The 12812-nt window shown below is 70.9% G+C and carries 12 protein-coding genes and 1 tRNA gene; 6 read left to right on the forward strand and 7 right to left on the reverse strand.

Going from position 1 to position 12812, the window contains the following annotated elements:
• Positions 1 to 18: 18 nt before the first annotated feature.
• Together ACIOD2_RS13885 and orn are read right to left on the reverse strand one after the other, a co-directional pair.
• A tRNA-His gene (locus ACIOD2_RS13885) sits at positions 19 to 94 on the reverse strand.
• Between the two features lie 74 nt (positions 95 to 168).
• The gene (gene orn, locus ACIOD2_RS13890; protein ID WP_400537563.1) at positions 169 to 777 is read right to left on the reverse strand and encodes an oligoribonuclease; all 609 of its coding nucleotides are present in this window, start codon (positions 775 to 777) and stop codon (positions 169 to 171) included.
• 114 nt (positions 778 to 891) lie between these two features.
• On the opposite strand from orn, the gene ACIOD2_RS13895 reads away from it, so the two are divergent.
• Both ACIOD2_RS13895 and ACIOD2_RS13900 read left to right on the forward strand, forming a co-directional pair.
• The gene (locus ACIOD2_RS13895) at positions 892 to 2427 is read left to right on the forward strand and encodes a helicase HerA-like domain-containing protein (RefSeq protein ID WP_400537565.1); all 1536 of its coding nucleotides are present in this window, start codon (positions 892 to 894) and stop codon (positions 2425 to 2427) included.
• 73 nt (positions 2428 to 2500) lie between these two features.
• Positions 2501 to 2878, forward strand: coding sequence for a DUF3224 domain-containing protein (locus ACIOD2_RS13900; RefSeq protein ID WP_400537567.1), 378 nt, complete (start codon positions 2501 to 2503; stop codon positions 2876 to 2878).
• Positions 2879 to 3001: 123 nt separating this feature from the next.
• Here ACIOD2_RS13900 and ACIOD2_RS13905 read toward each other — a convergent pair whose 3' ends face one another.
• From ACIOD2_RS13905 to ACIOD2_RS13915, 3 genes are all read right to left on the reverse strand, one after another.
• Positions 3002 to 4015, reverse strand: coding sequence for a S1C family serine protease (locus ACIOD2_RS13905; protein ID WP_400537569.1), 1014 nt, complete (start codon positions 4013 to 4015; stop codon positions 3002 to 3004).
• 109 nt (positions 4016 to 4124) lie between these two features.
• A complete protein-coding gene (locus ACIOD2_RS13910; protein ID WP_400537571.1) occupies positions 4125 to 5447 on the reverse strand; it encodes a M20 family metallopeptidase in 1323 nt (440 codons plus the stop codon).
• A 9-nt stretch (positions 5448 to 5456) separates the two neighbouring features.
• Positions 5457 to 6227, reverse strand: a complete 771-nt coding sequence (locus ACIOD2_RS13915; RefSeq protein WP_400537573.1) for a class I SAM-dependent methyltransferase — start codon at positions 6225 to 6227, stop codon at positions 5457 to 5459.
• Between the two features lie 165 nt (positions 6228 to 6392).
• Here ACIOD2_RS13915 and ACIOD2_RS13920 point away from each other — a divergent pair, with 165 nt between their 5' ends.
• From ACIOD2_RS13920 to ACIOD2_RS13930, 3 genes are all read left to right on the forward strand, one after another.
• Positions 6393 to 7310, forward strand: coding sequence for a DNA-3-methyladenine glycosylase family protein (locus ACIOD2_RS13920; protein WP_400537575.1), 918 nt, complete (start codon positions 6393 to 6395; stop codon positions 7308 to 7310).
• A 373-nt stretch (positions 7311 to 7683) separates the two neighbouring features.
• Positions 7684 to 8406: a M50 family metallopeptidase gene (locus ACIOD2_RS13925; RefSeq protein ID WP_400538046.1), complete on the forward strand. Its 723-nt coding sequence runs from the start codon at positions 7684 to 7686 to the stop codon at positions 8404 to 8406.
• Between the two features lie 232 nt (positions 8407 to 8638).
• The gene (locus ACIOD2_RS13930) at positions 8639 to 9871 is read left to right on the forward strand and encodes an aldehyde dehydrogenase family protein (protein ID WP_400537576.1); all 1233 of its coding nucleotides are present in this window, start codon (positions 8639 to 8641) and stop codon (positions 9869 to 9871) included.
• 65 nt (positions 9872 to 9936) lie between these two features.
• Here the strand turns inward: ACIOD2_RS13930 and ACIOD2_RS13935 are convergent, their stop codons facing one another.
• Entirely contained in the window at positions 9937 to 10212 is a 276-nt protein-coding gene (locus ACIOD2_RS13935) for a hypothetical protein (RefSeq protein WP_400537578.1), read from the reverse strand.
• 55 nt (positions 10213 to 10267) lie between these two features.
• Between ACIOD2_RS13935 and ACIOD2_RS13940 the strand changes: the two genes are divergently transcribed.
• Positions 10268 to 11359 (forward strand): dihydrofolate reductase family protein, encoded by a 1092-nt coding sequence (locus ACIOD2_RS13940; RefSeq protein ID WP_400537580.1) that lies wholly within the window; start codon positions 10268 to 10270, stop codon positions 11357 to 11359.
• A 50-nt stretch (positions 11360 to 11409) separates the two neighbouring features.
• Here ACIOD2_RS13940 and ACIOD2_RS13945 read toward each other — a convergent pair whose 3' ends face one another.
• Positions 11410 to 12618 carry a chitinase gene (locus tag ACIOD2_RS13945; protein ID WP_400537582.1) on the reverse strand — a complete coding sequence of 403 codons (1209 nt, stop codon included), beginning with the start codon at positions 12616 to 12618 and terminating at the stop codon, positions 11410 to 11412.
• Between the last annotated feature and the right edge of the window lie 194 nt (positions 12619 to 12812).

The raw sequence follows: 12812 nt of genomic DNA on the forward strand, positions 1-12812 counted from the left end.
CCGACCAAACTGGGGTGATGGGGTGAGCGACGGGTTTCGAACCCGCGACCTCCTGGACCACAACCAGGTGCTCTACCAGCTGAGCTACGCCCACCATCTGAGGCAACCGCGTGCGATCACCTCGATGATGTAATCGTAGCGGGTGCCGTCGAGAGGTTTTGAACGGGGTTACCCCTGGTGCTGTTCCTGCACCTCAGCGGCGGCGGCCTTGGCTTCGTCGCTGGTGGGGCCGGGCTGGGGGACGAAGGCGACGCGCCGGTAGTAGTCGAGTTCGCCGATCGATTCCTTGATGTCGGCGAGGGCGCGGTGCGCCAGTCCCTTTTCCGGCTTGGCGTAGTAGATGCGCGGGTACCAGCGGCGGACGAGTTCCTTCACGGAGGAGACGTCGACGAGGCGGTAGTGCAGGTGCGCGTCCAGGGCCGGCATGTCGCGGGAGATGAAGCCGCGGTCGGTGGCGATGGAGTTGCCGGCCAGCGGCGCGGTGCCCGGTTCGGGGATGTACTCGCGGATGTACTCGAGGACGCGGCGCTCGGCTTCTTCGAGGCTCACGGTCGAGCGGCGCACTTCTTCGGTGAGGCCGGAGTGGGCGTGCATCTCGCGGACGATCTCGGGCATGCCGCCGAGCTTTTCCTCGTCGGCGTGGATGACGATGTCCACACCCTCGCCGAGCACAGTCAGCTCCGCGTCGGTCACGAGGGCGGCGATTTCGATCAACGCGTCCTTGCCGAGGTCGAGCCCCGTCATTTCGCAGTCGATCCAGACTAGGCGGTCGGTCACCTCGTGACCCTAACCCGACACGGGGATGAGAGGTGCGTTACCTGCGCGTACGGCGCGTTTACGCTCGCGAGGCGCCATCGGGTGTGGTGCAGGACACAGATCGGGGAGTCGCGAGTGACGGAGCAGGGGTCCCCGGCGGGCGAGATCGCCGCCGGTTATGCGAGTGAGGGTGCCGCGCTGGAGCTGGGCGCGGTGGTGATCGACGGCCAGGCGGACGCGGGTGCCGCCGTGCGCCTGCCGCTGGCGACGCTGAACCGGCACGGGCTGGTCGCGGGGGCGACCGGGACGGGCAAGACGAAGACGTTGCAGCTGGTGGCGGAGCAGTTGTCGGCGGCAGGGGTGCCGGTGGTGCTCGCGGACGTCAAGGGCGACCTGTCGGGGCTCGCGGCGGCCGGCGAGGCGAACGACAAGGTGTCGAAGCGCTCGCAGGAGCTGGGTGACGACTGGGCGGGCACGGCGTTCCCGGTGCAGTTCCTGTCGCTGGGGACCGGCGGGAAGGGCTCGCCGATCCGGGCGACGATCACGAGTTTCGGGCCGGTGCTGCTGTCGAAGGTGCTGGGGCTGAACGAGACGCAGGAGTCGACGCTCGGCCTGATCTTCCACTGGGCCGACCAGCGCGGGCTGGCGCTACTGGACACGAAGGACCTGCGGTCGGTCATCACGCACCTGACCAGCGACGAGGGCAAGGCGGACCTCAAGGGCATCGGCGGCGTCTCGGCCGCGACGGCCGGGGTGATCCTGCGCGCGCTGTCCAATCTGGAGGCCCAGGGCGGGGAGGACTTCTTCGGCGAGCCCGAGCTGGACGTCCACGACCTGATGCGCCAGACGGACGGCAAGGGCGTCGTCACGCTGCTGGAGCTGGACAACCTGCAGGCGAAGCCGGCGTTGTTCTCGACGTTCCTGATGTGGCTGCTGGCCGAACTGTTCGAGGAGCTGCCCGAGGAGGGCGATCTCGACCAGCCGAAGCTGGTGTTCTTCTTCGACGAGGCGCACCTGCTGTTCAACGACGCGTCGAAGGCGTTCCTCGAGCGCATCGAGCAGACCGTGAAGCTGATCAGGTCGAAGGGTGTCGGCGTGTTCTTCTGCACGCAGTTGCCCACGGACATCCCGAACAACGTGCTCTCCCAGCTGGGCGCGCGGATCCAGCACGCGCTGCGGGCGTTCACGCCGGACGACCAGGCGGCGCTGGCCAAGACGGTCAAGACGTACCCGAAGACGAAGTTCTACGAGCTCGACACGGCGTTGACGTCGCTGGGTATCGGCGAGGCGATCGTCACGGTGCTGTCGGAGCGGGGCGCGCCGACGCCGGTGGCGTGGACGCGGCTGCGGGCGCCGCGGTCGAAGATGGGCTCGATCGGCGCGGAAGCCGTTGCCGCTTCGGTGGCTTCTTCGGACCTGCACGCGAAGTACGCCGAGACGATCGACCGGGAGTCGGCCTACGAGAAGCTGGCCGCGAAGGTGGCCGCGCCGGTTCCTGCTCCCGACGCTCCTGCTCCGGAGGCTGCGCCTGCTCCCAAGAAGGAGAAGGAAGAGCCCGGGTTCGTGGAGTCGGCGATGAAGAACCCGGCCGTGAAGTCGTTCATGCGGTCCGCCGCCAGCGCGCTGGGCCGGGAGATCACGCGCGGGCTGTTCGGCAACCGGAAGCGCTGAGAAAACCTGACGTGACCTGTCAGGTATCGCTGCGAAGGTGGCACTCACCTTCGAAGAACAGGGGAAACCAGCCATGACCAGCACCGCCACCGCGTCGTTCGTCCTCGACAAGTGGGAGCCGCAGGCGACCGACGAGGCCGCGGGCACGGAGTTCGCCCGCGTGGCGATCGCCAAGACGTTCACCGGCACGGTCGAAGGGACCAGCACGGTCGAGATGCTCACGGCGTCCAACGCGACTTCGCGCGCGTACGTCGCCTTCGAGCGTCTCGCCGTCTCGGTCGACGGCCGCAAGGGCGCGTTCGTCCTGCACCACACGGCCGACGACACCGGCCTGACGCTGAAGATCCTCACCGGCTCCGGCTCGGGTGAGCTGACCGGGATCTCCGGCACCGCGAACATCGAGATGGACGCGGAGCAGAACCACACCCTGACGCTCACGTACGAGCTGTAGACAGCGCGAAGGCCGTTTCGAGAGCCCCCGATTGACTCTCGAAACGGCCTTCGCCGGATGTCCTCCACGCCCCGACGCGGGAGGACTGGGAGGGCCGCCCCGATTACGGCCCGTCCACGTCTTTCAGTTGTTCACGATCTGGTCGACGATCTTCTTGGCGTCGTTGATCGGGATGGCGAAGCCGATCCCGACACTGCCCGCGGAGCCGTTCGCCGACGCCGTCGGGCTGTAGAGCGCCGAGTTGATCCCGATCACGTTGCCGTTCGCGTCGACCAGCGCGCCGCCGGAGTTGCCCTGGTTGATCGAGGCGTCCGTCTGGATCGCGGTGTAGCTGGGCGAGTCGCTGGTCTGGTTCGAGGTGCGGTTGAACGGCGACTGCTGCTGCTGTTCGTCGCCCTGGCCGATGTCGGACAGGTTCCGGTTCAGCGCGCTGACGATGCCGGTCGTGACGGTGTTCTGCAGCCCGCCCGGCGAGCCGATCGCGACGACCTCCTGGCCGACGGCGAGCTTGCTCGAGTCACCGAGGCTGGCGGCCGTCAGACCGCTCGCGTTCTTCGCCTGGACCACCGCGATGTCCGCCTTGGTGTCCGCGCCGACCACGCTGGCCTGGTACTTCGTGCCGTCGGACGTCGTGATGACGACGCTCTGGGCACCGTCGACGACGTGCGCGTTGGTGAGGATCCGGCCGTCCGCGGTGAGGATGACGCCGGAGCCGATCGCCTCGCCCTGGTCGGTGGTGACGTTGATCTGGACGACGCTTGGCGTCACCTTCGCCGCGACGCCGCTGACGTCGCCGGAAGTGCTGTTGGAGACCGTCTGCCCCGTCGCCGCCGGTGCGCTCACCGACGTCGTGCCGTCCGCGGAGGTCGCGGTCAGCCCGACGATCGCGGCACCGCCGACCCCGCCGACCAGCGCGGCGCCGAGCGCGGTGGCGCCGACCAGCATCGCGACCCGGCCGCCCTTGCGCGGCTTCTTGACCGCCTGCGGCGCCGGCGGCGGCTGCGGGGTGAAGAGCGGGTTCGGCGCCGCCTGCTGGTGGTAGGCGTACTGCGCGTACGGCCCGTACTGCTGAGTGCTCTGGTGCGGCTGGTGCCCACCGGTGGAGGCGGGGCCGGGCCGACTCTCGTTCTCGGTCATGAACCAAGATTCGCGCCTGTGGTTGTGAACAACCTGTGGAAATCCCTCAGGCTTTGCTGAGAAGAATCAGCTGAGAAAACTCAGGCGGTTCTCAGGCTTTCCGCGCGGCTCAGTCGAAGAAGGACGGAACGTCCAGCGCACCTCCCGCGGCTTCGAACTCGTCGTGGACGGCCTTCCGCAGCTCGGCGTCGCCGAGGTAGTCCGCGGCGGTCAGGGCCAGCCCCAGCGCGCCGTCGCGGACGCCCGCGTCACCCGTCTCCGAACCGGCCGCGGCCGCGAACTCCTTGGTGTGCAACGCGACCGTCGGGCCGGAGATCCCGAGCATCGGGTGCAGGGCCGGCATCCGGTAGGAGAGGTTGCCGAGGTCGGTCGACCCGGTGAGCGACTCCGGGACGATGCCCGGCGGCAGCGGTTTGCGGCCGGTGCCGGCCTGGTTGACCGACCAGCGCCCGGCGAGCGCGGTGTTGAACCGGATCGGCAGGTAGGCGGCCTGGGCGTCCCAGATCAGCTCGACGCCGCAACCGGTCATCGCCGCCGCGCCCTCGGCGATCGACGTCATGCGAGCGGCCAGGTCGCGCAGGGTCTCCGGGTTCTGGGAGCGCAGGTAGAACAGCAGCGCGGCGCGGGCCGGGATGACGTTCGGCCTCGCACCGCCGTCACTGAACACGCCGTGCACTCGGTCGCTCTGCGGGAGCTGCTGCCGCAGCGCCGAGACGCCCTGGTAGGCGGCGACCGCGGCGTCGAGGGCGTTGCGGCCCATGAACGGCTGGGCCGAAGCGTGCGCCCCGACGCCGTGGAACACCATCTCCAGTTGGCGGCGGCCCAGGAACGGGTGCAGCGCGACGTCGTGGCTGAACGGGTGCAGCATGATCACCGCGTCGACGTCGTCGAAGACACCCGCGCGGGCCAGGATCTCCTTGCCGCCACCGCCTTCCTCGGCCGGCGTGCCGATGAGGCTGACGCGCCCGCCGAGCCGTTCGGCGACCGCGGCGGCGCCGAGGAAACCGCCCGCGGCGGTGGTGCAGATGACGTTGTGGCCGCACGCGTGGCCGAGGCCGGGCAAGGCGTCGTACTCCGCGAGGACGGCGATGTGCGGCCCGTCCCGCTCGGGTGTGCTCACGCGCAGCGCGGTGTCGAGGCCGCCCACGCCGACGGTCGCTTCGTGGCCATGACGTTTCAAGAGGTCCGCGAGGGCCTGCACCGAGCGGTGCTCCTGGAAGCCCTCCTCGGGGTGAGCGTGCAGATCTTGGCTCAACGCCACCAGATCGGGTGAGCTTTGTTCGACCGCGGCGGTCACCTCGGCCCGGGTCGCCTCGTCCGCGCCGGTGTGCGCCGACGGCAGCGGTTCGGCCGCCGCCACCGCTTCGGCCGTGGCTTCGACCAGGGAGCGGAGGTAGCTGTCGTCGGGCGGGACGGGGTCTGCGTGGGTCATGGGGCGATGCTAACCGCCACCCCCGACAGTGCGCGCCGATCGGCCCGCCACGATCTGCGTCACCCCGGCGTACCGCTCGGTGATGCCGGTGAAGCCGCGGGCGCGCAGGCTCGCCGCGATTTCGCCGCGGTCGAACATCTTCTGCCCGCTGACGATCCCGCCGGCGGACTCCAGCAGCCGCACGGGTTGCCGGCCGCGGCGGGCGCTGGTGAGCAGCACGATCCGGCCGCCTGGTTTCAGTACGCGCGTGAAGGAGTCCAACGCGGTCTCCGGTTCGGTGAACATGTGAAGCGCGGCGAAGCAGCAGACGGCGTCCACTGTGGATTCTTTTAGCGGGAGCCGCACCGCGTCCGCGCGCAGGTACGCGACGCTGCCCGGGCCGCCCTCGGTGACGGCCTTGGCGAGCATCGTGCGCGCGCCGTCCAGGCCGATCGCGAGCCCGCCCGGGCCGACGGCCTCCCCGAACGCGCGGGTGAACCGCCCGGTGCCGCAGGCGACGTCGAGCGCGGTCTGGCCCGGTTGCAAGCCGAGGAGCTTCGTGGCGAGCCGGACCTCGCCCGCCATGCTGGGGCCGGCCGGGCCCTTGAGCGCACGGCCGAGCGCGGGACGCCAGTACCGCTCGTAGACCCGCGGGAGCAGGGTGGTGCGCATCAGGCGCTGCGTGATCCCGGTCGGCGGGCCGGCCTGGTCCGCGGTGCCGAGCAGGTCGAGGAAGCCCTCGCGGGCCTCCGCCGGGGTCTGCAGCAGCTGGTCGAGCCGGTCGAGGGCAGTGGTCGGCACAGGCGCTCCCGTCATTCGGATACCGGCAGTATGTCAAAGCTGTGGTCACTCGACCGAGTGAACAACGCCGGGCTCAGGCGTTCGAGGCCGGAAATTGTCGGTGTCCCTTCCTAACGTCGTCGGCGAGGTTCGGATCCGCCGAGCCCACCGCTCCGAGGAGGAGTCATGACCGTTTCGACCCTTTCCCCGCCCAGCACGGAAATCCTGATCCACGGTGGCTTCGACCTGGCCGCGGCGGCCGGGTTCCTGATGGGCTTCGCGCCGGCCGGGCGGCCGGAAGCGGGCGCGGAGCCCGGAGCGCTTCGCGTGGCGTTCCCGGTCGACGGCGTGTGGACGCCGGCGGGAGCGGTGCTGAGACAGAGATCGCCGGATGCGGTCGAGGTCGAGGTCCACGGCCCCGAGGAGCACACCGAAGCGGTGGTGGCCCAGGTGACGCGGATGTGCTCGCTGGACGTCGACGCCACGGAGTTCCCGGCGGCGGGCCGCCGCGATCCGGTCGTCTCGCTCCTGCAGGACTTGCACCCCGGCCTGCGCCCGGTCCTGTTCGCGTCGCCGTACGAGGCGGCCTGCTGGGCGGTGCTGAGCCACCGGATCTGGATGACCCAGGCGGTACGGCTGCGCCGCCGGCTCACCGACCGCCTCGGCACGGAGGTCGACGTCGGCGGGGTACGCCTGCCGTCGTTCCCGGCCCCGAGGGAGCTGGCGAAGCTCGAGTACCTGCCGGGCGCGCCCGCCCACAAGCTGCAGCGCCTGCGCGGAATAGCCCAAGCAGCGGCCGACGGCCTACTCGACGCGGCGGCGCTGCGGGCGATGCCGGCCGAGGACGCCCTGAAACAGCTGCAGCAGTTGCCGGGCGTCGGCCGGTTCAGCGCGGAGCTGATCCTGATCCGCGGCGCCGGGCACCCGGACGTCTTCCCCCGAGGCGAGAGCCGCCTGCACGAGATCATGCGCGAGGCCTACCACCTCCCGGACGCGAGCGTCGCCGAGCTGACGGAGATCGCCGAGGCCTGGGCACCGTTCCGGAGCTGGGCGTCGTTCCTGTTCCGGGTGGAGGGCGAGGCCCGGATGCGGGAGTCGCGATGAGCTGAGCCCAGCCGTCGCCCCGGGACGGTGTTCGCAGCCAAGCGGTGTCGGTGATGGATCGTCGCTCCGACGTCTCGGGTGCGCCTTGGGATGCAGGGCCGAGTACTCACCCCGATGTGTCGTGGAGCGGCCACAGGCCCCTGATTCCGAATGCTTGCCCGGCGGCCGTGGGCGAATGTCCTCTCAACCGTCCAATGACTCCATCCCGGTCCAACCTGAAGAAAGGAGGTGCATCGACGATCCGACCCAATACCGGAGGCCGCGAACCCGCCTGCAGTGGGGACTCACCGTAGCCAGATGTCGCCTGTGGTGAGGTGTCCGGGTGAGCTCGCCCGTTCAACTCGCGCTCGGCAGCACGGCTCGTGACGTCCCGGTGGCCCTCCAGGCCGCTGCCGACCCGGCCGGGACACTGCTGGAGCAGGCCCAGACGCCCGCCGTGATCACCCTGATCGCCGGGGGTGTGGCGCTGCTGGTGGTGCTCGTCGGCGGCACGCCGTGGCGGCGGGCGCGCAACGTCGTCACCATCGTGCACGAGGCCGGGCACGCGCTGGCCGCCGTGCTGGTCGGCCGGCGGCTCCAGGGCATCAAGCTGCACTCGGACACCTCGGGCGTCACCGTCTCGCGCGGCAAGCCCGAGGGGCCGGGGATGGCGTTCACCGCGATGGCCGGGTACCTGGCGCCGTCGGTGCTGGGGCTGCTGTTCGCCAGCCTGCTGGGCAACGACCTGGTCGGCACGGTCCTGGTGCTCGTCGCGCTGCTGCTGCTCGGCGTGCTGGTGATGGTGCGCAACACCTACGGGGTGTTCACCGTGGTCGTCAGCGCGGTCGTGCTGGCGCTCGTCGCCTTCGTCGCACCGGTCGAGGTCCAGGCACCGTTCGGCTACCTGCTGACGTGGTTCCTTTTGTTCGGCGGGGTCCGGCCGGTGATCGAACTGCAGACCAAGCGCCGTCGTGGCCAGGCCCGCGACTCCGACGCCGACCAGCTCGGCCGCCTCACGGCCGTGCCCCCGGTGCTGTGGGTCCTGGTGTTCGCGGTGGCGACGGTCAGCTGCCTCATCGCCGGCGGCCTGTGGCTGCTGGAGCCCGTGGCCGCCTGACCGGCACCGGCGATCGCGGACCGCTGCGGCCCCGGCCGGGGCGGGTGATCGCGGATCGGCGGCCCGAACCGCGGCGCGGTGTCGTCCGGCCCGGCGAGCGCATTCGGCTGTGCGCGGTGCGCTGTCTCGCCGTGGTCGGCCGTCGCCCGTGGTCGTGGCGGAGCCCCTGGCCACCGGGCCGGGTCCATGCGGCAAACTGGACTCTCGCTGGTCCGCCGGAGGGAGCCGAACGATGGACGAGGTCGCCAAGGCCGTGGAGGAATGCGCACGGGCGGCGAAGCTGGCCGCGCCGTCGCTCGCCGCCGCCAGTGCGGAGGCCATCGATGCCGCCCTCGGCGGGATGGCCGAACGCCTGCTCACGCACCGGGACGAGATCCTCGAGGCGAACCGGGCCGACGTCGAGCGCTCGAGCGCCGAGGGGATGAGCGCCGGTCTGCTCGACCGGCTGACCATCACCCCGGAGCGGCTGACCGGCATGGCCGAGCAGCTGCGGCTGCTCGCCGGCGCCCCGCACCAGGAGCGCTCGGTCGAGGTGTCCGCGCTCGACGGCGGGCTGCGGCTGGTCGAACGGCGCCGTCCGGTCGGCGTGATCGGCGCGAACTACGAGGCGCGCCCGAACGTGACCGTCGACGTCGCGTCGCAGCTGGTCAAGTCGCGCAACGCCGGCGTGCTGCGCACCGGCTCGGCCGCGCTCGGCTCGGCGCAGCGGCTGCGTGACGTGGTCATCGCGCCGGCGCTCACCGAGGCGGGCATCAACGCCGACTGCGTCCAGCTGGTGCCGCGGGTGGAGCGCGAGGCGGCCTCCGCGCTGGTGCGGCTGCCGGACCTGGTGCCGCTCGTCATCCTGCGCGGCAGCGGTGACAGCACCCGAGCCCTGGCCACCGAGGCGGCGGTTCACGGCGTGCGCACCCTCGCGCACGCCGACGGCGGCGGTGTCCTGTACGTCGACCGCGGTGCCGACGTCACCAAGGCGCGCGACCTGGTCTTCGCCAGCCTCGACCGGCTGGGTGTGTGCAACCGGCTGAACCTGCTGCTGATCCACGAGAACATCCACGACGACGTCTGGCCGGGCATCGCCGACGCGCTGGCCGAGCGGGGCGTCACGCCGTCGCTCGCGCCGCACGAGCACGCGATCGGCTACGAGTGGGCCCTGGACTCCGACCGTGAGGCGACGGTCACCGTCGCCAAGGTCGGCGCCCTGGCCGACGCCGTCGAGATCGCGAACGAGCAGACCTCCGGCCTGGCCGCGGGCATCGCGACCGAGGACGAGGCCGCCGCCGACGCGTTCTTCGACGGCTACACCGGCACGGGCGTCTTCTGGAACGCCCCGACCCGCCTCCTGGACGGCTTCAAGCTCCTCGCGGTCCCGGAAACGGGCATCAACCTGGACAAGGTCCCCGGCCCCCGCGGCCCGGTGACGTACACGGACCTCTACGTCCGCCAGTACGCGGTCCTGCCCGCCTGAGCGGCGCCGCCCGACGGGGGCCAGGCGCCGCCGGGGTCCGGCACCGCGGGCGAAACCGGGCGGCCTCAGGGGCGGCGGCTCCGCCGGAGCTGCCGCACCGGGGCGATGCCCGTCATCGTGTGCAGGTCGGCCGCGGTGTCGGTCGCGTTGGCCACCAGCTCCGGGCGGTCGTCGAGGTCGTTCAGGTGGCGGAAGATCGCCGTGGGGCCGTCGCCGACCGCGATGACCGCCACCAGGCGGCCCTCCGGGTCGCGCGTGAGGCCGGTCGTCACCGCTACCCGGCGGCCCACCGTGTCGACCGTGGTGATCGTCCGCTCCTTCTGCCAGCCTCGCGTGGTCATGGTCCCTAGGACGTCCCGATCGCCCGCGCTGTTACGGCCCGGCATACTGGGCCGGGTGATCGACCGGCCGCACGTCCTGCTCTCCGCAGCTCAGTCGCTCGACGGCTTCCTCGACAACACGTCACCCGAACGGCTGGTGCTGTCCACTGAGGACGACTTCGCGATCGTCGACCGGTTGCGGGCCGAGGCGGACGCCATCCTGGTCGGGGCCGGGACCGTGCGGGCCGACAACCCGCGGCTGCTCGTGCGGTCACCCGAGCTGCGGCGGCAACGCCTCGAGCAGGGGAAACCCGAGCAGCCGGTCAAGGTCACCCTGACCACCCGCGGCCTCGACCCCGGCGCGCAGTTCTTCACCGTCGGCGATACCGAAAAGATCGTCTACGCGCCGCCGGGAGCGGCTGACGCGCTCAAGGAGGTCGCCACCGTCGTCGACGCCGGGGATCCGCCCGACTTCGGGCGGGTCCTGGACGACCTCGGGGCGCGCGGCATCAAGAACCTGCTGGTCGAGGGCGGTGGCGGCATCCACACCCGGTTCCTCGCCGAAGGACTTGCCGACGAGCTGCGGCTCGCGATCGCGCCGTTCTTCGTCGGGCAGCCGGACGCGCCGCGGTTCGTCGGGCCCGGGCTCTTCCCGCGGCCGCTGCGGCTCACCAGCGCCCGCGAGCTCACCGGCATGGCGATCCTCGAATACCGCGCGGCCGACGAGCCGACCGGCCGGGACGTCCGGCGGCTGCGGGAGGCCATCGCGCTCGCCGCCGAATGCCCGCCGAGCCACACCTTCCGGGTCGGGGCCGTCGTCGTCGACGCCGACGGCGAGGTCATCGCGACCGGTCACTCCGGGGAGGGTGATCCGCTCAACCACGCGGAAGAAGCTGCCTTGGCCAAGTGCGCGGGCGATCCCCGGCTGGCCGGGGCGACCGTGTACAGCTCGCTCGAACCGTGCAGCAACCGCAGCTCTCATCCCCGCAGCTGCACCCAGCTGATCCTCGACGCCGGGATCCCGCGGGTCGTGTTCGCCTGGCGGGAGCCACCCGTCTTCGTCGACGCCCAGGGCACCGAGCTGCTGCGGCAGGCCGGGCGGCACGTCGTCGAGGTGCCCGCGCTGACCCCCGAGGTCCAGCGCGAGAACACCCACCTCGAGTTCTGACGCGAAAAGGCCGCCCCGGGCGAACCCGGGACGGCCTTAGGCGAACGAGATCAGCAGGCGCCGTTGTCGGCCCAGACGCCCCATTCACCGGTCGTTCCGGGCTCTTCGCCCTGGGTCCACCACTTCGCGGTGAACTTGTGGCTGTTGTGCTTGACCACGTCGTCCTTCACGTAGACCTTGGTGCGATCCCACTCCGCCGCCGTGCAGGAGCCGCCGCCCGGGGTGGTCGGCGTTGTCGGAGTGGTCGTCGGCGTCGTCTGGGGCGGGGTGGCCCCGGCGAAGCGGACGCTGAACTTCGTGAAGTCCCAGTCGTTCTGCGGCACGTTGCTGCAGACGCCGTTGTCGGTCGTGCCGACGCAGGCGCGGTCGCGGTTGACCGACCAGAACGTGAAGCGGCCCAGGCCGTGGCTGGTCGCGTAGTCGTACACCGTCTGGAAGTCCGAGGTGTAGAACATCTCCGCCGCGTCCGACTTGCCGTTCATGCCGGAGAAGCCTTCGTGCGAGTACGCCGTCGCGCTGTCCCAGCCCATGTGCGACATCAGCAGGCCGTGCAGGGCCTCCAGCGCGGACACCTGCGAGGAACCGCCGTTGAAACCGCCGTCGAACGGCATGATCGAGAAGTTGTTGGGGGAGAAGCCGATCGACTTCGCCTGGTCGAGCAGCTGCGTGCCGAACCAGCCGGTGCCGGCCGCGGTGCCCGGCATGGTCACCGACACGAACAGGCCGGGGTTGTTGGCCTGCAAGGTCTTCGCCGCGCCGAGCTCGTTCGCGATGGCCGCGGTGTTCTCGTACTCGGGCTCTTCGAGGTCGAAGTCGATCGCCTTGAGCGAGTACTTCGAGATGACCTGCTGGTACGCGGCGGCGGTCGCGGCCACGTTCCCGCAGGTCTGGCCGAGCTTCGTGCCGCCGTACCCGCCGACGGACACCGAGACGTCACCGCCCGCGCCGCGGATCCGGGAGATCACGCCGGCGACGTTCGTGTCGGAGGAGACCGCCGCGGTGCCGTCCCAGGTGGGGCTGCAGCCGCCGCCGTTGGGCGCCAGGATGAACGCCAGCTGGAACGCCTTGAGCCCGGTCGCGTTCATCACGGTGACCGGGTCGGGTGGATTGTTGCTCACGGGCATCAGATACGGCGCCGCGGCGTACCAGTTGTTGCCCAGCGCCGCTGTCGCGGAGGGCGCGCCGATCACGAGACTCACTGCTGTACCGATGAAGGTGGCGGCGGCGAGCCCGACGGCGGCCAGTCTGCTTCTGCGCATGATCTGTCCTCCCGGTGGGGTTCGAGGGTGGACAGATCATTGGACTAGACCATTTCAAAGTCAAGGCGAAGACGGAGTTACGGGCGAAACCCGAGAAATGTCGCATTCGACGCACGACGAAAGAGGGTTGCGCCACCCGCGGTATCGCCCTCGGCCGGCTGGCCGTCACGTAGGCCGTGACCTAGGGTCGTCGC

Source organism: Amycolatopsis sp. NPDC088138, assembly GCF_044741685.1.
Lineage (GTDB): Bacteria > Actinomycetota > Actinomycetes > Mycobacteriales > Pseudonocardiaceae > Amycolatopsis.

Bases quoted from the DNA above. Each gene is read 5' to 3' on its own strand.
- ACIOD2_RS13900 (WP_400537567.1), top strand. From the start codon at position 2,501: ATGACCAGCACCGCCACCGCGTCGTTCGTCCTCGACAAGTGGGAGCCG.
- ACIOD2_RS13935 (WP_400537578.1), bottom strand. From the start codon at position 10,212: ATGACCACGCGAGGCTGGCAGAAGGAGCGGACGATCACCACGGTCGAC.
- ACIOD2_RS13910 (WP_400537571.1), bottom strand. From the start codon at position 5,447: ATGACCCACGCAGACCCCGTCCCGCCCGACGACAGCTACCTCCGCTCC.
- ACIOD2_RS13920 (WP_400537575.1), top strand. From the start codon at position 6,393: ATGACCGTTTCGACCCTTTCCCCGCCCAGCACGGAAATCCTGATCCAC.
- ACIOD2_RS13930 (WP_400537576.1), top strand. From the start codon at position 8,639: ATGGACGAGGTCGCCAAGGCCGTGGAGGAATGCGCACGGGCGGCGAAG.
- ACIOD2_RS13905 (WP_400537569.1), bottom strand. From the start codon at position 4,015: ATGACCGAGAACGAGAGTCGGCCCGGCCCCGCCTCCACCGGTGGGCAC.
- ACIOD2_RS13945 (WP_400537582.1), bottom strand. From the start codon at position 12,618: ATGCGCAGAAGCAGACTGGCCGCCGTCGGGCTCGCCGCCGCCACCTTC.